Genomic DNA, 24228 nt, shown 5'->3' on the forward strand with positions numbered 1-24228 from the left:
TTTCATGACTAGCCCAGCCGGTCGCATCGTTTACGTCAACGGCGAATTCCTGCCCGAAGCGGACGCCCGCCTCTCCATCTTCGACCGCGGTTTCCTGTTTGGCGACGGCATTTATGAAGTTACCTCCGTTCTGGAAGGCAAGCTGATCGACAGCGACCTGCACATGGCCCGGCTGGAGCGCAGCGCCCGCGAAATCGACGTGCCGCTGCCGGTCACCACGAAAGAGATCGTCGAGGCGGAGCGCCGGCTGATTGCCGACAACAATCTCGTCGAAGGCATGATCTACCTGCAGCTGACGCGTGGTGCCGAAGACCGCAACTTCCTGTTCTCCGCTGATCTGAAGCCGACGCTTGTCATGTTCACCCAGGCCAAGAAGCTGATCGGCACCCCGGTCGAAGAAGCCGGCATCGCCGTCAAATCGGTTCCCGACCAGCGTTGGGAACGCCGCGATATCAAGACCGTCTGCCTTTTGCCGCAGGTCATGGCCAAACGCATCGCCAAGGCCGAAGGCTGCGACGAGGCGTGGATGATCGAGGACGGTTTCGTCACCGAAGGCGCGTCCTCGACCGCCTATATCGTCACCGCCGACAAGAAGATCATCACCCGCGGCAACAGCAACAAGACCCTGCCCGGCTGCACCCGTCTTGCCGCCCTGCAACTGGCCAAGGAGGCCGGCTTCACGCTGGAAGAACGCCCCTTCACGCTGGAAGAGGCGCTTGACGCCGACGAGGCCTGCCTGACCAGCGCCTCCAACTTCGTGGTTTCGGTCACGAAGATCGACGGCAAGCCGGTGGGTAACGGCAAGCCCGGCCCGATGGTGAGCCGCCTGCGCGCGCTCTACCTCGAAAACGCCCGCCGCACGGCCATCTGATCAAAAGCGTTTTGTTTGTCGCATTTCCGGATGGAAAACCGGGGGCCACTTTTCCCGGAAATGCTCTAACCTTCGAGAACCGCCCAGATGCGTTCAACCACGGGCCGGCGGTTCTCCTTGGAACGATAAAGCCTGATATCGACGGCAATATCGAAACTTGAATCAGCGGCGCGCACCAGAGCGCCGCTATCCAGCTCGTGCCGCATCAGGCTCTCCGGCACCCAGGCGACACCCCAGCCGGCCATCGCCATGGCTTTCAGCCCCACCGACATGCTGCCCTCATGCACCCGCTCGAATTGCGGCAGCCGCGCGCTCAGGAGATCGCGCAGCAACGGCCCGAAGAACGAGGCCTTTTCATAGTCGAGATAGGCGAAGGGTTTTTTCGCATTTTCCACCAGCGCATGCAGCGGTGAACCATCTTTCGCCGGCGCGGAAACGGGAATGATGTTTTCGGCACCCAGCACACGGAACTCGAAGGTCTGCGCATCAAGCAGCATCGGCACTTCGGGATGAGCATAGGTCAGCAGAAAATCGCTCTGCCCATCCACCAGCGAATTGAGGTTTTCCTCCATGCTGCCGGAATCCGGCCGCAAAACCGAAAACAGCGGCCCGGCCGTCTCGTTCACCCGTTTCAGCCAGTCAGGAAAGAAGGTGAAGGACAGGGTATGCAGCGCCGTCAGCCGAACGGTTCTGGTATCGGCCCCCTCTTCCTGCAGCAGGGTGCGCCGTGCATGATAGAGCTGTTTCAGCGTCTCCTGCGCCACCGGCACGAATTTCACCCCGGCCTCGGTCAGCCGCGACGGATAGGAAGCGCGGTCGACCAGCGTCGCCCCCACCCAGGCTTCCAGCTGCTTGATACGCCGGCTGAAGGCGGATTGCGTCACATGCCGCTCATCCGCCGCCTTCGAGAAATTGAGCGTTCCGGCCAGCGCCAGGAAATCCTCGAGCCATTTGACTTCCAAGGGCCTGTTCTCCCACAAAGATGTTGTCCCAGCCTGCCGGGAACACGGGTCTTTATTAGGAGCATTCAGGCGTCTTTGAAATCCCCTTTACCGCGCGCGGGAATATTCGATCATCCGCGCCCGGCTGGACACCAACTCGATCCGGTCGTCACCCAGCCGGTTGAGGCAGACGCGCTTCGTCCACGGCCCATCGATGAGCGTGAAAAGGAAACGGCCATTGCCGAGCGCCTTCAAGGGCATGCTGCGACGTGTAGGGCCGATGCCCATCGTCAGCGATGACCCGCCGATCAAAAATTCCGCGCCCTCATCCGAGCGCCACAAGCCCGAAAGATCGTCCGGCACGACATGCTGGCCGACCGGCAGGAAGCGGCGGGCGGCGTGACCGGCCTCGCCGACAATGGCGGCACCATCCAGCCTGAGACGCATCGGAGAGGATGCAGAACGGGAGGAGACCCAGCCATCGACATCTTCATAAAGCGTGTCGTCACCATCGATGAAGGTGGATGTGCTGCCCTTGATCTCCAGCCACCACGGCCCGCTTTCGGTGACATAGAGGCCTTCCGGCAGGCTGGCGGCGGGTTTGGGCAAAGGCAGTCCGGTCAGGGCCGCCATGCTTTCCAGCGCGATCTTGAAGCCGTTGGTATCTTCGCGGTTCGACACCACGACGAAGCCAGTGGCGTTTTCCGGATCAAGCAGAAAGTAAGTCTTGTAACCCGGATGCGAACCGCCGTGACCGACGAAGCGCCTGTCACCGAGATGCGACCAGCGCAGGCCGAGACCATATTCGCTCATCCGTCCATCGGCGAGCGGCCGCTCAGCCGAAAGCGCATCCAGAACACCCGCGAAGCTTCCCTCGCCGCGCATCAGACCCTGCAACCAACGGGTAAGTGCTTCGGCGCTGCCCGCAAGGCTACCCGAAGCGGAGATATGCAGGCCGGCGGCCGAAAGCTGCCAGTTGTCTTCGGCTTTCCAGTAACCCGGCACCAGCCCGTCGACTGGATCGTTCCAGACATCCGGCGCCTTCAGAAACACGCCGAACGGGCCGGCAATCTGTTCCTGCACGAAACCATCGAAACGGAAACCGCGACGCTCCAACGCCGCCTCCACCAGCCGGTAACCCGTATTGGAATAGGACACCTCGCTGCCGGCAGGGAAATTCAGCCGGTTGAGCCGCGACAGATATTCGAGAAGCGGTCCGGCCTTCGTTTCGGTATAGACCGAAAGGCCAAGCAGCGAGAGGCATTCACGTGTATCCGGCAGGCCACCGCTCATATCCAGCGCCTGCCCCACCGTGACGTCGCGGAGCGGCGGCTGCAACTCCGGCAGATGTTTGCCGAGTGGATCGTCAAGGCCGATCAGATCGGAATGCGCAAGCACCATGGCACAGAAGGCATGTTTGGTGACCGAGGCATACCGCACCACGCTCTGTGGTGTGAAGGGCGCGAAGGTCGAGAGGCTCTCGACACCGCCAGCATGGGCGAAACGGATGCCATCGAGATCAAAACCGATGACCGCCCCGCCAGGCTCATTGTCCGCCCATTGCGAGACGAAGCTTTGCGAAAGGGTTGAAGCGGCGTTCCAGTCGAGTTGCTGTGACATTGTTCGATCTCGTGTCTCTATTGCAGCGTGTGAGGACAACAGTTTTGTCACCGGCATCGCCGCTTGTTTCTTCTCCCCGAGAGGGAGAAGGTGGACCGAAGGGTCGGATGAGGGGGCAACGCCAGCGATAGACCACATCCTTGCCCCCTCATCCCGCTGCCGCGGACTTCTCCCCGGCGGGGAGAAGAAGCGGGTGGCACCCGCTCGATCCATCTGTAACGTAGGCCGGGTGACCAGCCCTCAGGCCGGTTCTTCCAGCCGGATACTCAGGCTACGCAGCTCTTCCGTATGCGGATGTTTGGTCCGGCCCTCGCGCAGATCGCCGGCACTCAACTGCTCCACCATGTCGCCATTCAGCATCACGCCAACCTGCGGGCACAGATGCGCAATGACCGCAAGATTGTGGCTGACGAGAATATAGGTGAGGTTGCGCGCCGCGCGCAGGTCCTGCAACAGGTTGAGGATTTCCGCCTGCACCGACACATCGAGCGCCGAAGTCGGTTCATCGAGCAGCAGCACCTGCGGATCGGCGATCAGAGCGCGGGCAATCGCCACGCGCTGGCGCTGGCCGCCGGAGAGCTGGTGCGGAAAACGGAAACGCACCGCCTGCGGCAGCGCCACGTCGGACAAGGCCTGCTGGATGCGTTTTTCGATATTGTCCATGCCGTGCACCAGCGGCAATTCGCTGAGAATGCGGTCGATGGTCTGGCGCGGATGCAGCGAGCCATAGGGGTCCTGAAACACCATCTGCACCTGCCGAAAGAACTCCGGCGTCCGCTTCAGCGGTGCATCCTTGCCGGCAAAGGCAATGCGCCCTTCCCAGCTTTCGTTGAGGCCGGCCATGGCGCGCAGGATGGTGGACTTGCCCGAGCCGCTTTCGCCGACGATGCCGAAGCTGCCGCCCTTCTCTACTGAAAAGGAGACGCCCTTCACCACTTCGCGGTCGCCGAACTTGATACGGAGGTTTTCGACGTCGATCATTGGCTGGACCACGCTGCATCACGGTTGAGAACGGGAAGACGCTCGCGCGGATGCGTCAGCGAGGGAATGCAGTTCAGAAGTCCCTTTGTATAGGGATGTTCGGCTTTCAGGAGTTCGGACGCCTTCAGCTCCTCCATCACCCGGCCGGAATACATGACGGCGACGCGGTCGCAGAAATGCGAAACGAGCGGCAGATCGTGGCTGATGAGGATGAGGCCCATGCCGCGTTCCGACACCAGCTCCTCGATCAGCCGCAGGATTTCCGCCTGCACCGTCGCATCGAGCGCGCTGGTCGGCTCGTCGGCGATCAGGAGTTCGGGATCGGGCGCCAGCATCATGGCGATCATCACACGCTGGCCCATGCCGCCGGAAACCTCATGCGCATAGGACGAGGCGACCTGACGCGGATTGCGGATCTTCACCTGATCGAGCAGGCCGATTGCCGCTTCCATGGCGGCACGCTTGCTGCCGCCCTTATGGGCGCGCCACGCTTCGGCGATTTGCGCACCCATGGTCTTCACCGGGTTCAGCGAATATTTCGGATCCTGCAGAATGAAACCCGCCCGCTTGCCGCGGATCTGGCGCATCTGCCTTTCGCTTGCGGACAGCACGTCGATGCCGTCGAAGGCGAGCTTGTCGGCGCGGATATCCGCATTGGAGGGCAGAAGCTTCATCAGCGCCCGCGCCGTCAGGCTCTTGCCCGAACCGGATTCGCCGACAATGCCGAGCTTTTCAGTGCCGAGCTTCATGGAGACACCACGCACCGCCTCGAAACGGCTGGTGCGGGTCTGGAAAGCGATCTTCAGATTTTCGATTTCGACCAGCATGGCTCAATGTCCCTTCGGGTCGAGAACGTCGCGCAAACCATCGCCAAGGAAGTTGAAGGCGAGCGAAACGAGGAAGATGGCGATGCCGGGAATGGTGGCGACCCACCATTGTTCGAAGATGAAGCGCTTGGCCGTCGCAATCATCGCACCCCATTCCGGCGAAGGCGGCTGCGCACCCATGCCGAGGAAGCCGAGGCTTGCGGCGGTGATGATGATCGAGCTCATGTCGAGCGTGATGCGCACGATAAGGCTCGGCACGCAGAGCGGCGCAATGTGACGCGCAATGATGCGCCAGGCGGAAGCGCCGGTCAGGCGATAGGCCGCGACGAAGTCGCTGCCACGCACCGTCATGGTTTCGGCGCGCGCAAGACGCGCATAGGGCGGCCATGCGGTGAGCGCGATGGCGAGAATGGCGCTTTCAACGCCGGGCTTCAGTGCCGCCACGAAGGCAAGCGCGAGGATGAGGCGCGGAAAGGCCAGGAACACATCCGTTACCCGCATCAGCACCGTATCGACGATGCCGCCGAAATAACCGGCGATGCAGCCGATGGCGAGGCCGATGGGTGCCACGAGAACGACGACGGCAATGACCATGCCGAGCGTGACGCGGCCGCCGTAAAGAATGCGCGAGAGAATGTCGCGGCCCAGCTCATCCGTGCCGAACCAGTGTTCGGCGCTGGGGAATGCCAGGCGGTTGCCGAGATTCTGCGTTGCCGGATCATAGGGCGCGAGCAGCGGCGCCAGAAGCGACAGGGCGATGAACAGGACGATGATGGTCAGACCGATCACCGCCAGCGGATTGGACTTGAGGTTGAGCCAGATGCGATACCGGTTTCCCCAGGCAGCCTGTGTGCGGGAATGCGGCGTCTCATCCAGAGCCCAGTTTCTGAAATTAGCTAACATCATCGAACGCGAGGATCCATAACTCTGTAAAGCACGTCTGCAAGCAGGTTGAGGGCGACATAGATGAAGCCGATCAACAGGGTTGCTCCGACGACCGGGTTCATGTCCGCGTTCATGAGCGAGACGGTGAGGTATTGGCCAAGGCCCGGCCAGCTGAAGACGGTTTCCGTCACCACGGCACCTTCGAGAAGGCCGGCATAGGTGAGCGCCAGAACCGTGACGAGCTGCACGGCGACCGTCGGGAAGGCGTGCCCCCAGATGACGGTCATGGCGGAAAGCCCCTTGGCGCGGGCGGTGATGACATATTCACCCTTCAGCGCGTCGATCATGAAGGCGCGCGTCATGCGGGTGATATAGGCCATGCTGAAATAGGCGAGAATGCAGACGGGCTGCACCATATGGGCAATGGCGTCGTAAAAGGCGTCCCAGTCGCCGGCTAGCAGCGTGTCTACCGTCATCAGGCCGGTGACCTGCGTGATCATGCCGTCATAGATGATGTCCTGACGGCCCGGTCCCGGTGCGACGCCGAGCGTGGCATAGAACACCAGCAGCGAAATCAGCGCCAGCATGAAGACAGGCACGGAGTGACCGGCAAGGCAGACGACGCGGATCACCTGATCCGTCAGCTTGCCCTGCTTCACGGCGGCCCAGACGCCGAGCGGAATGCCAATCAGCGCGGCCAGAATAAGCGCTGCGGTGGCAAGTTCGAACGTGGCGGGGAAAACGCGCTTGATATCGATCCAGACCGGATTGCGGGTCAGGATCGAATTGCCGAAATCGCCATGCAGGACCTGCGTGACATAATGGAAGAACTGCACGACCAGCGGCTGGTCGAGGCCCATTTCGGCCCGCACCCGCACGATGACGTCTTCGGGCGCGTTGTCGCCAACCGCCGCGATGACGGGATCGACGGGCATGACGCGCCCGATCATGAAGGTGATGACCATCAAACCGAACAGCGTCAGGAGGACGCTGCTCAGTATCGACGATATGCTTTTAACGCGCTTGTTCAATGTCACGCTTTCTTCGCATCGTGGTAGGAATTGCCCTCGGAGAGAACGCCAAGTTCGAAGCCGGAAACGCCCTTGCGGAAGGCTGCCGTCTTCGTGGTCTGGAACATGAACACGAAGGGGCTGTTTTCCATGTGCTCGCGCTGCAGGGCTTCATAAAGCTCCACGCGCTTTGCCGGGTCCTTCTCGTCACGGGCGGCTTCCGCCTTGGCGGCGAAGTCGTCGTTCTTGAAACGCGAACGCCACAGGAAGGGCTTCGACTTGGCGTCGTCGCCATTGTCCTTGTTGATGTTGAAGACATCGGCATTGGAATGCGGATCGAAATAATCCGTGCCCCATGCGGAAAGCGCCATCTGGTGTTCGCGAGCGCGCATCTTGGTCAGAACCTGACGGTTTTCAGCCGATTGCAGACGGACCTTGATGCCGATATCGGCAAGGTTGGCCTGAATGGCCTGCGCCAGATCCGGGTAAGGCTGGGCGGAATAGTGGTCCATGCTGATCTCGAAACCGTCGGCAAGACCGGCTTCGGCCATCAGCGCCTTCGCCTTTTCGACATCGCGCTGGAACGGAATGTCGTTAACGGCGCCGGGGAAGCCCTTCGGCTCGAAGCTCTGGTGGATCTCGTGCGTCAGCGGCACGATGTTTTCCTGCATGCCCTTGTAGTCCAGCGCCCACTTGATGGCCTGCCAGACCTGCGGCTTGGCAAGGTTCTCATTGCCCTGGTTGAGCGAGATCAGCACCAGCGAGGCGATGGACTTGCGCTCCAGCTCGATATTGGCATCGTCCTTGACGGTACGCAGCTGCTCCGACGTCAGGTCGCGGGCAATGTCGATATCGCCCTTCTGCAGCATCAGCAGCTGCGAAGACGGATCGGTGACATGGCGCAGCACGATACGCTTGATATTGCCCTTGTAAGGACCGTTCGGGTTGACGGTGAGTGCGACGCTTTCGCTCGGCTTCCAGGCCTGCAGCATGAAATCGCCGGAACCGGCACTGTTCTTCTGCAGCCAGCCATTGCCGAGGTCTTCGCCCGACGCATTGGCAAGAACCGCCTTCTTTTCGACGATCGCGCCGATATTGGCGGAGAGGCAATAAAGCAGGAAGGAGATGGCGGTCGGCTTTGCCGTCGTCAGCTTCACCGTCTTGTCGTCGGCGGCAACGATGGTCGTCTCGGCATTCTCAGGTGTGAAGCCGAACTGGCTGATGATGAAGGCCGGGCTCTTGTTCATCTTGATGGCGCGCTGCAGCGAGAACGCGACGTCTTCCGCAGTCACTTTCTCACCGCTCGCGAAGGTCGCTTCGTCACCGATCACGAAGGTGAAGACCTTGCTGTCCGCATCGGCTTCCCAGGATTTCGCGATAACCGGATCAACCTTGGTGGAATCCTCGCGGTTGGCGCGCACCAGCTTCTGATACATGTTGGAGATGATTTCACCGCCGACGGCTTCGAAACCTTCATGCGGGTCAAGGCTCGTCATATTGTCCAGCTGCTGCGCGACGACAAGAATGTCCTTCGGTGTCGCGGCAAATGCCGGAATGCGCGCATAGGACAGGAACGGAACGGCAGCGCCGGCAATCAACAGGTTGCGTCTTGAAATCATCGAAAATCCCCTTTCGGACCTTATTTTTCGGAAAACGGTGGGTTTGCCCCAATCCAGTCATTTTTTTTATGTTTTCCCGCGATTAACACGAGCAAACGAGGCCCGACCAATTCCAAATTTGGCAGAGCCTATGCACGGATTGCATTTGCTCCCGCCTTGACCTTTCCTCTACCAATTCAGAAAACTCGTCCGCACGCGCGTCCGCGCAATCCCATTTCCGAAGGTGAATGACCATGACCGATCAAAAAACCGTACCCGTCTTCGACGGCCACAATGACGTGCTTCTGCGGTTATGGCGATCGGGCAGTGCTTCCCCCGAAACGCTTCTAATCGAAGGGGATACCGTCGGCCACATCGACCTGCCGCGCGCAAAGAAAGGCGGGCTGGCCGGTGGCCTCTGCGCCGCCTATGTGCCTTCGCCCAGCATGGACAAGGACGCCAACGGCGACTACCCGACGCCGACCGAGGCGGATGCGCTGAAGGCGACGCTTGCCATGGCCGGCCTTTTGTTCCGGGCAGAGAAACAATCCGCAGGCGCGCTCAAGGTCTGCCGCACGGCCGCCGATATCCGCGATGCCATGGCGAAAGGGGCTTTCGCTTCCGTCTTCCATATCGAAGGGGCGGAGGCGATCGGCGCTGATCTTGATGCGCTGCATGTGCTCTACGAAGCGGGCCTTCGCACGCTCGGGCCGGTCTGGAGCCGCCCGAACATCTTCGCTTACGGCGTTCCCTTCCGTTTCCCCTCGACGCCGGACATCGGGCCCGGCCTCACGGATGCCGGCAAGCGGCTGATAAAGACCTGCAACGAACTGAAGATCATGGTCGACCTGTCGCACATGAACGAGCAGGGCTTCTGGGACATTGCCGGGATTTCCGACGCGCCGCTGGTGGCTTCGCATTCCAACGCCTATGCGCTCTGCAATCACAGCCGCAACCTGACGGACCGGCAGCTTGACGCCATCCGCGACACGGGCGGCCTCGCAGGCATCAATTTCGGCGTTCTGTTCCTGCGTCAGGATGGCGTGAAGAACCCCGATACTGATCTGGGCGAACTCGTCCGCCACGTGGACTATATCGTCGACCGCATCGGCATCGATCACGTCGCACTCGGTTCGGATTTCGACGGCACCACCATCCCCGCCGCCATGAAGGACGCAGCCGACCTGCAATTGCTGGTCGAAGCCCTGCGCAAGGGTGGTTATGACGACGAGGCGCTTGCCAAAATCTGCCACGGCAATTGGATCCGTGTGCTCGAAAAAACCTGGGGCATGTGAACCACAAGGTGAGATCATCTCCGGCGCAGGACGCCGGAGACATCAAGCGGCAGGCCCTTAAGCCTTTGCCGCTTTTTTCTTGCCGCTCGCCCGGAAGGCGAGAAGCCCGGCGACGACGCCGATCAGCGCCCATTTCATCGGCAGCACATCCGCCGTCTCGCTGCGGATCGGCAATACGGTCACGGTGCCCGGACGGGATTCATAACCCATCTGCCCTTTCGCCTTGGCCTCCGCGATCTGTTGCGGCGAAACGACCCATTCGGCGCCGCGCGTCTTATCCACCGCCATGTATCCGCCGCCCGCCACGAGGGCAACGACGAGCGAAACGACTATTCTTGTGGGCGTGTTCATTGGCATCTCCTTCAATCGAAAGGAGCGTGTAATCGCATCAAACGGCACCACCAAGCAACCGCAACGGTCAATTTGGCGTCATTCGGAACAATCCCGTCAATCATGCATTCCATAGTTGCATTTTCCGCCCCCAAATCCGGGGAAATTCACGTATGATCGGACATAAACTTCACATCGACACTTCATGCTTTTCTGCTAATCACATTTCCTCAACCGAAACGAATTAGCGACACAATCCTGTGGTTCGCCAACAGGAACTGGCGCTGGGCAAAGTAAATGGCAGACAAGAGCGAAATTACACAAACCGATGTTACGGAATCTGCGGTTGAAAGCTTTTTTGCCAGAAACCGCCCCTATCTGACCGCGATCGCCATTACGCTGGTCTTCGTGATGATGACTTTCGCCATCTATCACCTGACCTCCGAAGTCCGCTATGACGACGTCATCGATGCGCTGACGCAGACCTCGGCCTCGGCGGTGCTGCTCGCCATCGTCTTCACCGCGCTCAGCTTTCTGGCGCTGATATTCTACGACGCCAATGCCATCGAATATATCGGCCGCAAGCTGCCCTTTCCGCCCATGGCGGCAACTGCGTTTGCGGCCTATGCCATTGGCAATACTGCCGGTTTCGGCCCCTTGAGCGGTGGCGCCATCCGCTTTCGCGCCTATTCCCGACTGGGTCTGTCACCCGGCGAAATCGCCCGCGTCATCGCCTTCGTCACGCTGTCCTTCGGGCTTGGGCTGCTTTCGGTCAGCGCCATCTCCACCTTCATCGTCGCACCGCGCATCGCCGCCATCATCGGCGTCGATGCCGCTATTCTCAGGGGTGCAGCGCTTGCCATAATCGCGGTTCTCGTGGTCGCGGCCTATGTCGGGCGCAACGGGCGCGCCATCCGGCTCGGTGCATGGCGTCTTCGTCTCCCGGACAGCCGGACATCGTCGCGCCAGTTTCTCGTCTCCGCCTTCGATATCGCCGCCTCCGCTTCGGTGCTTTATGTCCTGCTGCCCGACACGCATCTCGGCTGGCCGACATTTTTCGCCATCTACGCCACCGCCGTCGGCCTCGGCGTCCTCAGCCATGTGCCCGCCGGTCTTGGCGTCTTCGAAACCGTCATGGTTGCGGGGCTGGGCAACGCCATCAGCGTCGACCAGCTTCTCGGAAGCCTCGTTCTCTACCGCGTGATCTATCACGTGCTGCCGCTGGTGGTGGCCATTCTGGTGATGCTCGTCTCGGAGATGAAGCAGTTCGCGGCAAAGCCTGTTGTCTCCGATATCAGCCAGCTTGCCGTGCGGCTCGCGCCGCCGCTGCTATCGACCTTCGCGATGATCCTCGGCACCATGCTGATCTTCTCGAGCGTGACGCCGACACCGGACAGCAATCTGGATTTCCTCTCCAATTTCGTACCGCTTCCCATCGTCGAGGCGGCGCATTTTCTGACGAGCATTCTCGGCCTCGTGCTTGTCGTCGCCTCGCGCGGCCTCGGGCAGCGGCTGGACGGCGCCTGGTGGATTGCGCTGGTCGCCGCCTCGCTGGCGCTGGTCCTCTCGCTCCTCAAGGCCATCGCCGTGTTCGAAGCCGCCATTCTCGGCGTCTTCATCGCGGCCCTTTCCGTCAATATGCGCAGCTTCAACCGCCATGCCTCGCTGGTGAAGCAGGCGCTGGGACCAAGCTGGCTCGCCGCCATGGCCGTCATCATTGCGGGCGCGGCGACAATCCTGCTCTTCGTCTATCGCGATACGGATTACAGCCAGACATTATGGTGGCAGTTCGAATTCTCCGAGGAAGCGCCGCGCGGATTGCGCGCCCTTCTCGGCCTCGTGCTCGCCTCCTCCACCATCGCCATCTTCAGCCTGATGCGGCCGGTGGCCTTCAGGCCGGACGCCATCAAGGCCGACGACGTCACGAGTGCGACCGGCATCGTCATGACACAGGATGCGGCCGACGCCAATCTGGTGCGCATGGGCGACAAACACGTGATGTTCTCCGAAAGCGGCAACGCCTTCATCATGTATGGGATTCAAGGCCGCTCATGGATCGCCTTCGCCGATCCGGTCGGCGATGAGGATGATTTTCCGGATCTGGTCTGGCAATTCGTGGAAGCCGCCCGCGCCGCCGGCGCGCGCGCCGCCTTTTATCAGATTTCGCCTTTTCTCCTCTCCCATTGCGCCGATGCCGGCCTGCGCGCCTTCAAGCTCGGCGAACTGGCATTGGTCGATCTCACCGCATTCGAACTGAAGGGCGGCAAGCTCGCCAATCTTCGCCAGTCGCTGAGCCGCGGCGCGCGCGACGGACTGACCTTCGAGGTGGTCGAGCAAGCGCAGGTGGCGGATATTCTGGATGAGCTGAAACAGGTCTCCGACGGCTGGCTCGCCCACCACAACACCCGGGAAAAGCGCTTCTCTCTTGGCGCTTTCGAGCCGGATTACATCCTGTCGCAACCCGTCGCCGTGCTGCGCAAGGATGGAAAGATCACCGCCTTCGCCAATCTGATGGTGACGGACACGAAAAAGGAAGCCACCGTCGACCTCATGCGGTTTTCGCCGGATGCCCCGCGCGGCTCGATGGATTTTCTCTTCGTCAGCATCATGCAATATCTGCGCGAGGCGGGCTATGAGAGCTTCAATCTCGGCATGGCCCCCATGTCCGGCATGTCGAAGCGCGACGCCGCCCCCGTCTGGGACCGCATCGGCAGCACGCTGTTCGAACACGGCGAACGGTTCTACAACTTCAAGGGACTTCGCGCCTTCAAGGCGAAGTTCCACCCGAAATGGGAACCGCGTTACCTTGCCGTGCAGAACGGCGCAGACGCCGCTCTGGCGCTGATGGATGCGACGGTTCTCATCAGCGGCGGCGTCAGAGGAGTGATCGGAAAATGAGAAAATCCAGCATGCTGAAAGCGGTTCTTGCCGCCTCCGCCCTGTTCGCCTCCCCCTTGTTTGTTTCTGGCGCCGTTTTTGCGCAGGACAAGCCCGCTTACGAGACCGGCATGATCCCCGCCGGACACATCATGGTGCCGGATGGCGATATCCTCGCCAGCGTCTTCCTGATTTCCGATGCGGACGGATGGACGGCCGCCGATGAAACCCGCGCCAAGGCGCTGGTGGAAAAGGGCGCAGCCGTGGTCGGCATCGACTTCAGGGAATATCTGAAGGCGCTCGAGGCCGATGACGACGAGTGCATCTATATGATCTCGGACATCGAGTCGCTCTCGCAGCAGATTCAGCGCACCGCCGGCACGAGCAGCTATCGTCAGCCCATCCTCACCGGCATCGGCAAGGGCGGAACGCTGGCGCTGGCGATGATTGCGCAGAGCCCCGTCTCCACCGTCCGGGAAGCCATCGCCGTCGACCCCAAGGCCGGCCTGCCGCTCGAGAAAATCCTCTGCACCCCCGCCACCAAGGACAAGGCGGATGGCGAAACGGTCTATGGCCTGACCGACGGCCCACTGCCCGCCCCCGTCAGCGTGCTGTTCACGCCTGCCGCGGATCAGAAGGGCCGCGACCACGTCAATGCGCTCGTCAAGCTGCATCCCGATATCGACGTGACGGATGTGGATGACAAGGCGGACGAGGTTCTGACCCAGACCCTGTCCGACCAGATCGACGCCGCAGGCGACACCGACAGCCCGCTCGGCCTGCCGATCAAGGTTCTGGAAACCAGCCCGGTAATGGACACCATGGCGGTGATCTATTCCGGCGACGGCGGCTGGCGCGATCTCGATGAGGAAGTCGGCGGCGCCTTCCAGAAGGAAGGCATACCCGTCATCGGCGTCGATTCGCTCCGCTATTTCTGGAAAGAAAAGAAACCGCAGGAAGTTGCCACCGATCTCGGCCGCATCATCGACACCTATCGCAAGGAATGGAAAGTCCGCAATGTGGTGTTGATCGGCTATTCCTTCGGTGCCGATATTCTTCCCGCCACCTATAATCTGCTGCCGGACCGCGACAAGTCGCATGTCGTGCAACTGACCCTGATGGGACTTTCGACCGAAGTGGATTTCGAGATTTCCGTCGAAGGCTGGCTTGGCGTTGCCGGTGAAGGCAAGGGCGGCAAGACGGTGGACGACATCGCCAAGATCGATCCGAAGCTGGTGCAATGCATCTATGGCACGGAAGAAGAAGATGAAGACCCCTGTCCCGGCCTGAAAGCCAAGGGCGTGGAAGCGGTCGGCATCGAGGGCGGCCACCATTTTGACGAGGACTATGAGGGATTGGCCAAGCGTATCGTGACCTCACTGAAGACCCGGCTGCCGAAATAGCCTGCATCATCACAGGCCGATATTCCGCATCTCGGATAATCTTTGACGGCGAATGCATCGCCGATGCTTCTTCGCGTCGCGGCCGTGCTTGCGGAATCGCTTAAACTATTATTCAAAAGAAACCGGCCTGCAGTGGATGTTCATCACATTTCCGCAACCGTGCTGCTGTTGATCGCCAACCATGGATTTTATATTTCCGGACGGGTTCAGGGAGCCGCCGCATGCCCGCTTCAAAGCGAAAGACGAAAACACCAGTCCTCGTGGAACGCATCGATCATTTCGTCAGCCAGGTCAAAGAGGCGATGAAGAGCGATGACACGCTGCGCAACAGAAAAATCCGCGATCTGTGGGATGCCGAGGTCCGCTACCATTTCGACAATGGCCGCACCGAAAAGACGCTCGAACTCTACATCATGAAATATCGCAATGCGCTGAAGGCCGAGTTCGGCGTCAAGAGCACGCCGCTTGCCATCTGCAACATGAAGAAGCTGCGCGAGCGGCTGAACACCTATATTGCCCGCGCCGACTATACGAAGACCGGCGTGGCGACCTCCATCGTCGAGAAAATCGAGCGGGCGGAGTTCAATAGCGCCGGTCGCAAGCCGACCGTTCTGCTGCGCATCGCGGACTTCATTTCGGCGATGAACGGCATGGGAACGAAAGAAGAGATGCAGACCCTGTGGAATGCTGAAATCAGCACCATGAAGGGCAGAGCCCAGACCACGATCATCTCCTACATCACCAAATATCGAAACGCCATCCGCGAGGCCTTCGGCGACGACCACCCGATGCTGAAGATCGCCACCGGCGATGCCGCGATGTATGACGATGCACGCCGGGTGAAGATGGAGAAAATCGCCAGAAAGCACGGCGCGCTGATCACCTTCGAGAATTATCGGCAGGTTCTGAAGATTTGCGCCGATAAGCTCCTGTCCCCCGATCCCCTGATGATCGGCATCGGCCTGATCGGCATGACGGGACGCCGCCCCTACGAGGTCTTCACCCAGGCGGAATTTTCACCCGCCCCCTATGGTAAGGGCGTCTCCAAATGGAGCCTCCTGTTCAACGGCCAGGCCAAGACGAAACAGGGCGAAGGAACGAAATTCGGGATTACCTATGAAATCCCGGTGCTTGCCCGCTCGGAAACCATTCTGGCCGCCTATAGGCGCCTGCGCGAAAGCGGACAGGGAAAATTGTGGCATGGCATGTCGATCGACGATTTTTCGTCGGAAACCCGCCTGCTGCTCAGGGACACGGTTTTTAACCTGTTCGAGGATCTCTGGCCGAAGGAAGAGCTTCCCAAGCCCTATGGCCTCCGGCACCTCTATGCCGAGGTGGCCTTTCACAATTTCGCGCCGCCGCATGTGACCAAGAACAGCTACTTCGCCGCCATTCTCGGACATAACAACAACGACCTCGAAACCTCGCTGTCCTATATGACCTATACACTGCCGGAAGATCGCGACGATGCGCTGGCACGGGCAAAACGCATCAACGAACGGACGCTGCAGCAGATGGCGACAATCGCGCCGGTATCCCGCAAGGCATGATGCGTTAAAGTCATTTTCCGGGCGTAAAACCGCTCGGCAGCTTTGCCGGAAACGCGCCGGCCGCGGATTTCAGTTCTCCGCGGCCAGCCGTTTCATTGATCAAACCCGCGCGTCACCGGAGGTGCGGTAAAGCAGGGTCAATACCGTCAGCATCAGCCCCACAAGTGCGACCGAGCCGAAAATGTAGAAATTCCACTCGGGCGCCAGACCCCGCTGCAGCACGAGGCCGCCGATCATCGGACCCGCAATGCCGCCGAGCCGCCCGACCGCCAGCGAGAAGCCAAGACCCGTGCCGCGAATATGAACGGGGTAGAGCCGTCCCACCAGAACATTGGCGAGAATCTGCGTGCCGATGGTGCCCGCACCCGCAAGGGCGACGAAGGCATAAAGAAGCGGACCCTTGTTCACCGTCAGGGCGAAGATCGAGGCGGCGCCGATGGCAAACAGGATCGCCACGACCACCTTGACGTTGCCCTTATCCGCAAACCGCCCGCCGATGAGAATGCCGATCGCAGCCCCGACATTGAGCATGACGGAAAAGCTGAGCGCCGAGCTGATGTCATAACCCATCTTGTTCATGATGGTGGGCAGCCAGTTGACCATGCCGAAGGTGAGAAGCAGCGAGCAGAAGTGGATGCCCCAGGCATTCAGCGTCGAGAGCAACCGGCCTTCCGAGAACAGCGCGCCGACACCGCCCTTTTGAATTTTCGCATGCGGCACGATGCGTTGCAGACCGTAGCTGTCGCAAATGCCGTCGGCCTCCGCCTGCCGGCCCTTGCTTGCCAGCCATTCGGGCGATTCCGGCAGAAACCGCATGAAGATCGGCAGAAGAATAAGCGGCAGGCCGCCGATCAGCATCAAGGGTCGCCAGCCATAAGTCTCCAGAAGAAGGATGCCCATGACGCCGGAAATGATGCCGCCGATAAGATAACCGAGGAAAGACAGGGAATTGGCCTGCGCCCTGCGATGCGGCGGCGAAAATTCCAGCACCAGCGCGGTGACCGTCGGCAACAGCGCGCCAAGCCCGAGACCGGCGAAGAAGCGCGTGATTTCGAAGGCGAGGAAATTCGGCGTCATGGCCGAGGCGATCATCATCGCCGAAAAGCCAGCGAGGCTGAGAAGAACCACCTTCCGGCGGCCGATGCGGTCGGCCATGGTGCCGGCAAAAAGCGCCCCCAGCAACATGCCCACCAGCGTCAGCGCGGCAGCGCGCCCGACCATGGCCGGATTGAGCGCCCATGCGCTTTCTTTCAAGAGTGCAGGTGCGACGGCGCCGTAAACGACCAGATCGTAACCGTCAAACATGATCATCAGGCCGCATGTCGCGATAACGCCGGCCGGGTTCTTCGTCCGCGCTGACGCGGCGCTCAGATAATTCGTGGACATGTTCCTCCCTTTCACGCATGAACGCGCCATCCGGAATGGATAAGCGTCTCCCGTTCCTGCGATATCCTCCGTGAGTGCCCGGCGTGCTCCACACTGATATGTGCCCTGCTCCTGTCAAGCACATATCGCCAGCATCACCCGCCTTCGATTAAATGTTGCATTTGCAAAAATTGCAAATGAAATATTAACAAATGCCAGGCGCACCGCGCCGACGAAATTTTAGCCGGGCCCCAGCCCGGAAATCGTCGACAGCGTCGGCGTCCAGCTCAAAATATGAATGCGGTTATAGACACCGTGAATGACGAATGGATCGGCATCGCTGAAGGCGATGACGTCTTCGATGGAGCGCGCCTGCGCAATAATGAGGGCGGCGGATGGGCCTTCGGCAATCGCGCTCATCGGGCCGGAGACAAGAATCTTGAACCCTTCCGCCATCGCCTCGCCATTGCGCAGATGGGCCTTGTGAGCCTCTATCTGCGCCGCCCGTTGCGCGGCCGCGGCAGGATCGCTTTCGGCGAAACGCACGTAAAGCCGGGTTCGGTCGCTCCCGCCGCTCATCGGGCGAGCACGAAATCGTGGTTCACCGACCAGAACCAGTCGCCGATGAAACCCAGGTCCCGCGCCTTCTGCGCATCTTCCACCCGCTGGAAATCGGCGAGCAGACTTTCTTTTACCCCGAAGACCGCATCCGAACGGATATAGGGATCGTCGGGATCGAAGATATGGGTGACGAGCGTGGTGAAGCCTTCGGCCGAAACGATATAGTGCAGATGCGCCGGCCGGTAGGGATGACGCCCCATGGCGCGCAGCAGCTGCCCGACCGGACCGTCATCCGGGATCGGATAATATTTCGGCTTGGCGGCCCGGAACCAGTAGCGCCCGTCCTCGCCGGTGATGAAGACGCCCCGCAGGTTGAAATCGGGCTGGATGCCCTTCTGCTGCACGTCATAAAAGCCTTCGTCATTGGCCTGCCAGACATCGATACGCGCGCCGGCGACCGGCGCGCCGTCTGTATCGAGAATACGGCCGGTGACCACCATATCCTCACCCTTGCCATCGAGGCAGATATTCGCACCCATCGGCATTTCCGGTGCATCCGCGACATGGAAGGGGCCGAGAACGGTCGATTCCGACGCGCCGCTCGGCTTGCGATGGTTGATGGCGTCGACCAGCATGGAGACGCCGAGAATATCGGAAAACAGGATCCATTCCTGCCGCCATTCATTGCAGATCTGGCCGACCTCGGTGAGAAAATGAATGGCCTTCATCCACTCCTCCTCGGTCGGTGCGATTTCCTTCACCGCCTCGTGCAGCTTGCGCGTCACCACCGCCATGATTTCCTTCAGACGCGGATCGTCACAGTCGCGCATCCGCGCGATCACGGTTTCAGCCGAACGCTCCTCAACGAAGTAGCCGTCATCATTGCTTATCTTCATATCCATCGTCTCCTCCTCCCATCACTCCGGCCGCGCGCCCTCGAAGGCGCGTTGCAAAAGGTCGCGGATCGCAGTTTTTTCAATTGGCCGCGGGCACCAGTAAGGATTGGCCGTTGCAAGCTCCGCCATGCGGTCGAGATCGCCCGCCCGGACCCCGAGAGCCGAAAGGCTCGACGGCGCGCCAAGCCGGGCGGCAAAATCGTAGAGCCCTGCCCCGGCCCTGCCGCCTACAAGAGCGGCAAGCGGCGCAAGCAGATCCGGCACCGCCTGTTCCACATAGGCGATGGTGTGCGGCAGAAGCACCGCATGGGTTTCGGCGTGCGGCAGATCGAGACTGCCGCCCAGCGTATGGCAAAGCTTGTGATGCAGCGACATGCCGACGGCGCCAAGCACCGTGCCGCACAACCACGCACCATAAAGCGCGGTCTCGCGTGCCTTTACATCCTGCGGCCCAGCCTTCACGCCGGGAAGCGCCTCGATCATCGCCCGCAGCCCCTCAACCGCCATCAGGCTGGCAATGGGATTGCGGTCCTGCGCGTAAAGCGCCTCCGCCGCATGCGCCATGGCGTTCAGCCCGCTCGTCATGCTTATGGCGACCGGCAACCCAAGCGTCAGTTCCGCATCGTAAATCACCACTTCCGGCAGAATTTCCGGCCCGCGCATGGTGGTCTTCACCCCGTTTTCCGTCTGGCCGAGAATGGACGTCACCTCGGAGCCGGCATAGGTGGTCGGAATGACGATCTGCGCCGCATCGGTACGCAGCGCAATGGCCTTGCCGAGACCGGTGGTGGAGCCGCCGCCGAGCGCCACAACGCAATCCGCACTGGCGGCGCGATAGGCTTCGACCGCGTTTTTCGTCACCTCGACCGGCGTATGCATGGCCGCATCGCAGAAGACACCCACGGCAAGCCGGCCGAGCCGGGCGGCAAGCGCCTCCGCGTCGCCCTTCTGTTGCGGCGTGGAAAGCACCAGCGCCCGCGACAGGCCAAGGCGGCGGATTTCCTCCGCCACCCCCGCCGAGCTGCCCGCGCCGAAGACGATGCGGGCGGGAGCGGCCATATAGACGAAGGGCTGCATGGTTCAGCGCCCGTCAAGCTTGAACAGGCGGCGCGCATTGGTGCGGCCGATCTTTACCCGGTCGGCCTCGGCGATGGTCGTCGCGTTGAACCAGTCGGAGGCGTGGTCGATATTCTCGAAGGGCCAGTCCGTGGAAAACAGGATGCGATCCGCACCGATTTCCAGAATGGCGTCGATCAGCGTCTGGGTGCGGAAATTGCCCGAGGTGGTGATGTGGAAATTCTCGTTGAAATAATCCACGAAACGGCGCTTGGCCGGATAACGCGGCGGCAGCTTCACCCAGGCATTGCGGTGGTCGATGCGCCACATCATGTAAGGCAGGCCTTCGCCCATATGGCCGAGAATGATGTTGAGACGCGGATGCTCATCGAACAGGCCGGACGCCATCAGACGCAATGCGTGCACGGCCGTTTCCTGCGCAAAAGCCCAGGTGGGGCCGAGCAGCCAGGGATGGCCGTCATAGATGCGCGAATCCTGCGGCAGCGGGTTGCGCGGATGCAGGTAGAAGGGCACGTCGAGCTTTTCCACCTCGCCCCAGAATGGGCGATATTGCGGCAGGTCGTAATAAAGCGGCGTCTGGCCATCACCCTCCTGGCAGAAGCCGTTGACGAGCGCGCCGACGAAACCGAGATCGTTGACGCAGCGCTGAAGCTCCTCAGTCGCCGCGTCAGGGTCCTGCAATGGCAGGGCTGCGAAGGCGAGGAAACGATCCGGCCGCCGGGCGCATTCTTCGGCGAGAACGTCATTGGCGCGGCGCGCGATCTCGATCGCCTTCTTCCTGTCGGGAATGGCCTGCACCGCCGGCGCATTCAGCGACAGGATCATGGTTTCGATGCCATGCGCATCCATCAGCTTCAGGCGCGTATCCTGAATGTCGAGCAGGCGGTGCTGCAGTTCCTTCCAGTAGTCGCCGGGTACGAACCCGGCCGAATCCTGAAGCGTTTCAGGGATTGCGAAATGCTCCTCGAGAGCGACCTTGCCTTGCATGTGGTTTCCTCCGAATTCACTCTTTGATTTGCCGCCTGAGAGGCGATCAATATTGGCCCTTGGGTTCCAGCCCGAGCATGCTCTGGCCGATCATGGTGCCCACGGCGTCCCAGTTCATGCTGATATGACGGCCGACCGCATTCGCATCCCGCCACGCCCGCTGCACCGGGTTGGAAAGATCGAGCCCGACGCCGCCGGTGGAATCGTTGAGCGCCTGCACGGCGCGCAAGGCGAGAGACACCGCAAAGGACTGACCGCGACGGCTGAGAAGACGGTCATCCACCGTAAATTCCGCCCGGCCTTCGATCCTTGCCTGCGAGAGCGCCTGTGCCCGGGCAACATCGCGCAGCAATATTTCGCAAGCCGCATCGACGCTCGCCGCTGCTTCCGCGACGCGCAGCTGGATGGTCGGAAATTCGGCCATGCGATTATTGCCGCCCGCCACCGCACCGCGCGTCACCCGGCCGCCGACGTGATCGACATAGGCGGCAAGCGCGCCCCTGGCCGCACCGACGCCGGCCGCCGCGAGACAGGAGGGAATGCCGGTCAGAAGCGGCATGTTGAACAGGCCTTCCTCCGCATAATAATGCCCGCCGGGCGTCTTTCCGCTGGTCGCGTCCGGAAAGGTCAGAACCCGGTGTTCGGGAACGACGACATCGTCGAGAACGAGCGTCTTGGACCCCGTGCCGGCGAGGCCCACCACGTGCCAGGTGTCTTCAATCACATATTGCCCGGCGGGAACGAGCAGGAAGGCGGGAACCGGCTTGCCCTCGCCCTGCGGCGGCAGGATGGCGGCGCAGAGGGACCATTGCGCGTTTTCGCAGCCCGAGGCGAAAGCCCATTTGCCGCTCAGGCGATAACCGCCATCGGCGAGCTCCGCCATCTTCACCGGCGCATAGGAACCGCACAGCAGTGCATCGGGGTTTTCACCCCAGACATCGGCCTGCGCCTCTTCCGGAAACATCGCCAGCAGCCATTGATGGGCCGACAGCAGGCCGGCGACCCAGCCGGTCGACGCACAGGCAGCCGAAAGCTCGATATTGGCCTCGACCAGCTCGGCGAAATCCCTCCCTTGCCGCCGAAGGCGCGGGGTTTGACGATATCGAAATAACCGATGCCGCGCAGCGCCTCGATGTGGCTGGCCGGAACGCGCCGGGCCTCTTCCGTCTGTTTGGCGCTCGCCCGGAAAAGATCGGCTATGCCGGTAACGCGGCTTGCGAGGCGGGCACGCGGGTTCGTTTGCGCCGGCAGCGGCGCATGGCTCATATCGTTCATGATTGTCTCCTTCCGGACTTTACTGGCCGGATGTTGCTGGCCGGAGGTTATCCCGCCGGGATTATCTGGGCGGCAATGATCAGGCGGGCAGGCTCGCGGGGCTTGCGGCGCAATATTGGGCGTTTTCGTAAAGCAGCGGCCGTGTCGTCTCGCTGACATCGGCCGAAACAACCTGCCCAATGAAGACGGTGTGGGTTCCGTAAGGCATGGCCGCAACCCGGCGGCAGGCGATGGCGGCATGGGCCGTGGGCAGATAGAGAACGCCATTGTCGTGGCGCTGCCATTGACCATCTCGGAAACGCTCTTCCGGCGACACCTTGCCGCTAAAGGCATCCGACAGGGCAATCTGATCCTGCGTCAGCACATTGACGATGAAATCTGGCCGGCACAGCAGCAGTTCATGCAGCAGGGTGCGATTGTTCAGGCAAACCAGCAGGGACGGCGGCTCCATCGAAACCGAGGTGACGGCCGTTACCGTCATGCCGTGATCGCGCTGATCACCGGAAGCACGGGCCGTGATAACCGTCACAGTCGCCGGGAAACGGCGCATCGTCGAACGGAAATTCTGACCGACGCCTTCAGGCGCAAGGCTGCTCAGGCCAAACAATGCTGATGTCATGAGATCCTCCCAAATCCTGCATTCTTATTTATTTGCATTTGCAATGTTTGTCAATGCAAATGTTTTTCGTCATTTTTTGTGAAGGGGAGAACGCCGCATTCCCCTGTCTTATGGGGCGAAGCTATTGAAACGGATGGATTGTGCCGGTACAGCCGATAGGCGCACATCAGCATCTGCGCAGATGGTTCTCAAACGGGGATTTGCTCGTGTCCTATCAATTCACCGATTCGGTACCCTACCTGCTCAACTGGGTGGGCGTTCGGCTTGGCGAGCGCTTTTCCGTAAGACTGGCCTCCTATGACATCACCCTGCCGATGTATCGCGTGCTGGCGACGCTGCGGCAGCAGGAGAGCAAGACGCTGACCGAGCTTTCGGACATGGTGTCGGTGGAGATTTCCACGCTGTCCCGGCTCGTGGGGCTGATGGTCCGGCGTAACCTCGTCAGCCGCGAACGGCCGCTCGACAATGCGCGCATCGTGCGCATCACCCTCACCCCGAAGGGCGAGGAACTGGCCGATGAACTCATGCCCATCGCCGCCATGTTCGAAAAAACCGCGATCGAGGGCCTCGATCCGGCTGAAGTGAAGCTCTTTAAAAGCATCCTGCGCCACATCGGCCGCAACATTGCCGGCCTCTGACGCCGATAGCCGGCAAACTAGCTCTCGAGCGGAAACCGACCGGCAATCACGGCCCACCCGACAATCTTCCCGTGCAATGTACTTGCAATAACCGGTTCCTATCCCTGCGAACGTCACCGCAGAAAGGAATTTCCATGTCCAACAGATCGTCCCTTGCAGTCCCGGCAGCAATCTTCCTTATCGCCGGCGCATCGATACTGCTCACGGCCTGCGCCTCGACTGTCATGAAAAGCTATATCGGCGCACCCATCACCAGCGTGATGCTGGACTACGGGCCGCCGGACAATATCTACAGTCTGGGTCCCGGCCAGCAGGCCTATCAATGGCGGAAAAACAAAACGCAGGCTGTCGCCGGATCGTCGAGTGGCGAGGTGCGGACAACACGACGTGGCGAGCGTTACGAAGTGTCCGAAACTCCGGCCTATATCGAGCGCATCGACTGCTTCTATACCTTCTACACCCGCAATTCCGGGGGCGAATGGTATGTTACGAGCTTCCGACAACCCTCACTCGAATGCGAATGACCGTTGCGGGTTTCAAATTTCGGCCCGGTTCCGCATGTTCCGCGCCCCGCCCTTTTTCACCGCCGCTTCCAGGCCGAAAGCGGCGGCGTTCTTTTGAG

Annotated in this window: 21 protein-coding genes and 1 pseudogene; 7 read left to right on the forward strand and 15 right to left on the reverse strand. The window is 61.0% G+C overall.

Translation table 11 applies throughout. The features are described from left to right. Nucleotides 1-4: 4 nt before the first annotated feature. The gene (locus O3W47_RS14365; RefSeq protein ID WP_269314004.1) at nucleotides 5-871 is read left to right on the forward strand and encodes a D-amino-acid transaminase; all 867 of its coding nucleotides are present in this window, start codon (nucleotides 5-7) and stop codon (nucleotides 869-871) included. A 65-nt stretch (nucleotides 872-936) separates the two neighbouring features. Here O3W47_RS14365 and O3W47_RS14370 read toward each other — a convergent pair whose 3' ends face one another. The 7 genes from O3W47_RS14370 to O3W47_RS14400 form a co-directional block, all read right to left on the reverse strand. Further along, nucleotides 937-1833, reverse strand: coding sequence for a LysR substrate-binding domain-containing protein (locus O3W47_RS14370; RefSeq protein WP_269314005.1), 897 nt, complete (start codon nucleotides 1831-1833; stop codon nucleotides 937-939). 87 nt (nucleotides 1834-1920) lie between these two features. Beyond that, complete coding sequence (locus O3W47_RS14375) at nucleotides 1921-3432, reverse strand: serine hydrolase domain-containing protein (protein ID WP_269314006.1); 1512 nt, start codon at nucleotides 3430-3432, stop codon at nucleotides 1921-1923. 240 nt (nucleotides 3433-3672) lie between these two features. Then, nucleotides 3673-4413, reverse strand: a complete 741-nt coding sequence (locus tag O3W47_RS14380; RefSeq protein ID WP_269314007.1) for an ABC transporter ATP-binding protein — start codon at nucleotides 4411-4413, stop codon at nucleotides 3673-3675. Continuing rightward, nucleotides 4410-5240 (reverse strand): ABC transporter ATP-binding protein, encoded by an 831-nt coding sequence (locus O3W47_RS14385; protein WP_004433197.1) that lies wholly within the window; start codon nucleotides 5238-5240, stop codon nucleotides 4410-4412. The genes O3W47_RS14380 and O3W47_RS14385 overlap by 4 nt, the downstream gene beginning before the upstream one ends. A 3-nt stretch (nucleotides 5241-5243) precedes the next feature. Continuing rightward, entirely contained in the window at nucleotides 5244-6146 is a 903-nt protein-coding gene (nikC, locus tag O3W47_RS14390; RefSeq protein ID WP_004433196.1) for a nickel transporter permease, read from the reverse strand. Then, nucleotides 6143-7156 carry an ABC transporter permease gene (locus O3W47_RS14395; RefSeq protein ID WP_065114132.1) on the reverse strand — a complete coding sequence of 338 codons (1014 nt, stop codon included), beginning with the start codon at nucleotides 7154-7156 and terminating at the stop codon, nucleotides 6143-6145. The genes nikC and O3W47_RS14395 overlap by 4 nt, the downstream gene beginning before the upstream one ends. Before the next feature lie 2 nt (nucleotides 7157-7158). Next, the gene (locus O3W47_RS14400; RefSeq protein WP_174034186.1) at nucleotides 7159-8754 is read right to left on the reverse strand and encodes an ABC transporter substrate-binding protein; all 1596 of its coding nucleotides are present in this window, start codon (nucleotides 8752-8754) and stop codon (nucleotides 7159-7161) included. A 233-nt stretch (nucleotides 8755-8987) separates the two neighbouring features. Between O3W47_RS14400 and O3W47_RS14405 the strand changes: the two genes are divergently transcribed. Beyond that, on the forward strand, nucleotides 8988-10028 hold the full coding sequence (locus O3W47_RS14405) for a dipeptidase (protein ID WP_269314008.1): 1041 nt from the start codon (nucleotides 8988-8990) through the stop codon (nucleotides 10026-10028). A gap of 57 nt (nucleotides 10029-10085) precedes the next feature. Here the strand turns inward: O3W47_RS14405 and O3W47_RS14410 are convergent, their stop codons facing one another. Next, complete coding sequence (locus O3W47_RS14410; RefSeq protein ID WP_269314009.1) at nucleotides 10086-10379, reverse strand: hypothetical protein; 294 nt, start codon at nucleotides 10377-10379, stop codon at nucleotides 10086-10088. 276 nt (nucleotides 10380-10655) lie between these two features. On the opposite strand from O3W47_RS14410, the gene mprF reads away from it, so the two are divergent. The 3 genes from mprF (at nucleotide 10656) to O3W47_RS14425 (ending at nucleotide 16188) form a co-directional block, all read left to right on the forward strand. After that, nucleotides 10656-13256: a bifunctional lysylphosphatidylglycerol flippase/synthetase MprF gene (mprF, locus tag O3W47_RS14415; protein ID WP_059755123.1), complete on the forward strand. Its 2601-nt coding sequence runs from the start codon at nucleotides 10656-10658 to the stop codon at nucleotides 13254-13256. Then, the gene (locus tag O3W47_RS14420; RefSeq protein ID WP_442864622.1) at nucleotides 13253-14638 is read left to right on the forward strand and encodes a virulence factor; all 1386 of its coding nucleotides are present in this window, start codon (nucleotides 13253-13255) and stop codon (nucleotides 14636-14638) included. Before mprF ends, O3W47_RS14420 begins: the two co-directional genes overlap by 4 nt. A gap of 221 nt (nucleotides 14639-14859) precedes the next feature. Further along, nucleotides 14860-16188: a telomere resolvase gene (locus O3W47_RS14425; RefSeq protein WP_269314010.1), complete on the forward strand. Its 1329-nt coding sequence runs from the start codon at nucleotides 14860-14862 to the stop codon at nucleotides 16186-16188. A gap of 99 nt (nucleotides 16189-16287) precedes the next feature. On the opposite strand, the gene O3W47_RS14430 is transcribed toward O3W47_RS14425, so the two are convergent. From O3W47_RS14430 to graD, 7 genes and pseudogenes are all read right to left on the reverse strand, one after another. After that, complete coding sequence (locus O3W47_RS14430) at nucleotides 16288-17574, reverse strand: MFS transporter (protein WP_162935813.1); 1287 nt, start codon at nucleotides 17572-17574, stop codon at nucleotides 16288-16290. Between the two features lie 219 nt (nucleotides 17575-17793). Then, the gene (locus O3W47_RS14435; RefSeq protein ID WP_269314011.1) at nucleotides 17794-18132 is read right to left on the reverse strand and encodes a YciI family protein; all 339 of its coding nucleotides are present in this window, start codon (nucleotides 18130-18132) and stop codon (nucleotides 17794-17796) included. Continuing rightward, nucleotides 18129-19016: a hydroxyquinol 1,2-dioxygenase gene (gene graB / locus O3W47_RS14440; RefSeq protein WP_269314012.1), complete on the reverse strand. Its 888-nt coding sequence runs from the start codon at nucleotides 19014-19016 to the stop codon at nucleotides 18129-18131. The genes O3W47_RS14435 and graB overlap by 4 nt, the downstream gene beginning before the upstream one ends. 15 nt (nucleotides 19017-19031) lie before the next feature. Continuing rightward, nucleotides 19032-20087, reverse strand: coding sequence for a maleylacetate reductase (graC, locus tag O3W47_RS14445; protein ID WP_269314013.1), 1056 nt, complete (start codon nucleotides 20085-20087; stop codon nucleotides 19032-19034). A gap of 3 nt (nucleotides 20088-20090) precedes the next feature. Then, a complete protein-coding gene (gene tsdA, locus O3W47_RS14450) occupies nucleotides 20091-21074 on the reverse strand; it encodes a gamma-resorcylate decarboxylase (protein ID WP_269314014.1) in 984 nt (327 codons plus the stop codon). Between the two features lie 46 nt (nucleotides 21075-21120). Next, a pseudogene (gene graA / locus O3W47_RS14455) lies at nucleotides 21121-22349 on the reverse strand (FADH(2)-dependent resorcinol hydroxylase oxygenase component). 79 nt (nucleotides 22350-22428) lie between these two features. Continuing rightward, nucleotides 22429-22968, reverse strand: coding sequence for an FADH(2)-dependent resorcinol hydroxylase reductase component (gene graD / locus O3W47_RS14460; protein WP_127757696.1), 540 nt, complete (start codon nucleotides 22966-22968; stop codon nucleotides 22429-22431). 206 nt (nucleotides 22969-23174) lie between these two features. Here graD and O3W47_RS14465 point away from each other — a divergent pair, with 206 nt between their 5' ends. Together O3W47_RS14465 and O3W47_RS14470 are read left to right on the forward strand one after the other, a co-directional pair. Then, nucleotides 23175-23606, forward strand: a complete 432-nt coding sequence (locus O3W47_RS14465; protein WP_004433168.1) for a MarR family winged helix-turn-helix transcriptional regulator — start codon at nucleotides 23175-23177, stop codon at nucleotides 23604-23606. A gap of 134 nt (nucleotides 23607-23740) precedes the next feature. After that, nucleotides 23741-24130 (forward strand): hypothetical protein, encoded by a 390-nt coding sequence (locus O3W47_RS14470; RefSeq protein WP_262533918.1) that lies wholly within the window; start codon nucleotides 23741-23743, stop codon nucleotides 24128-24130. Nucleotides 24131-24228 lie beyond the last annotated feature (98 nt).

Source organism: Agrobacterium sp. LMR679, from assembly GCF_027157905.1.
Classification (GTDB): domain Bacteria; phylum Pseudomonadota; class Alphaproteobacteria; order Rhizobiales; family Rhizobiaceae; genus Agrobacterium; species Agrobacterium leguminum.

Excerpts from the sequence above, each read along its gene's own strand:
- O3W47_RS14365 (WP_269314004.1), top strand. The coding sequence starts at position 5 with ATGACTAGCCCAGCCGGTCGCATCGTTTACGTCAACGGCGAATTCCTG.
- O3W47_RS14375 (WP_269314006.1), bottom strand. The coding sequence starts at position 3,432 with ATGTCACAGCAACTCGACTGGAACGCCGCTTCAACCCTTTCGCAAAGC.
- O3W47_RS14380 (WP_269314007.1), bottom strand. The coding sequence starts at position 4,413 with ATGATCGACGTCGAAAACCTCCGTATCAAGTTCGGCGACCGCGAAGTG.
- O3W47_RS14385 (WP_004433197.1), bottom strand. The coding sequence starts at position 5,240 with ATGCTGGTCGAAATCGAAAATCTGAAGATCGCTTTCCAGACCCGCACC.
- nikC (WP_004433196.1), bottom strand. The coding sequence starts at position 6,146 with ATGATGTTAGCTAATTTCAGAAACTGGGCTCTGGATGAGACGCCGCAT.
- O3W47_RS14400 (WP_174034186.1), bottom strand. The coding sequence starts at position 8,754 with ATGATTTCAAGACGCAACCTGTTGATTGCCGGCGCTGCCGTTCCGTTC.
- O3W47_RS14405 (WP_269314008.1), top strand. The coding sequence starts at position 8,988 with ATGACCGATCAAAAAACCGTACCCGTCTTCGACGGCCACAATGACGTG.
- O3W47_RS14410 (WP_269314009.1), bottom strand. The coding sequence starts at position 10,379 with ATGAACACGCCCACAAGAATAGTCGTTTCGCTCGTCGTTGCCCTCGTG.
- mprF (WP_059755123.1), top strand. The coding sequence starts at position 10,656 with ATGGCAGACAAGAGCGAAATTACACAAACCGATGTTACGGAATCTGCG.
- O3W47_RS14420 (WP_442864622.1), top strand. The coding sequence starts at position 13,253 with ATGAGAAAATCCAGCATGCTGAAAGCGGTTCTTGCCGCCTCCGCCCTG.
- O3W47_RS14425 (WP_269314010.1), top strand. The coding sequence starts at position 14,860 with ATGCCCGCTTCAAAGCGAAAGACGAAAACACCAGTCCTCGTGGAACGC.
- O3W47_RS14430 (WP_162935813.1), bottom strand. The coding sequence starts at position 17,574 with ATGTCCACGAATTATCTGAGCGCCGCGTCAGCGCGGACGAAGAACCCG.
- O3W47_RS14435 (WP_269314011.1), bottom strand. The coding sequence starts at position 18,132 with ATGAGCGGCGGGAGCGACCGAACCCGGCTTTACGTGCGTTTCGCCGAA.
- graB (WP_269314012.1), bottom strand. The coding sequence starts at position 19,016 with ATGGATATGAAGATAAGCAATGATGACGGCTACTTCGTTGAGGAGCGT.
- graC (WP_269314013.1), bottom strand. The coding sequence starts at position 20,087 with ATGCAGCCCTTCGTCTATATGGCCGCTCCCGCCCGCATCGTCTTCGGC.
- tsdA (WP_269314014.1), bottom strand. The coding sequence starts at position 21,074 with ATGCAAGGCAAGGTCGCTCTCGAGGAGCATTTCGCAATCCCTGAAACG.
- graD (WP_127757696.1), bottom strand. The coding sequence starts at position 22,968 with ATGACATCAGCATTGTTTGGCCTGAGCAGCCTTGCGCCTGAAGGCGTC.
- O3W47_RS14470 (WP_262533918.1), top strand. The coding sequence starts at position 23,741 with ATGTCCAACAGATCGTCCCTTGCAGTCCCGGCAGCAATCTTCCTTATC.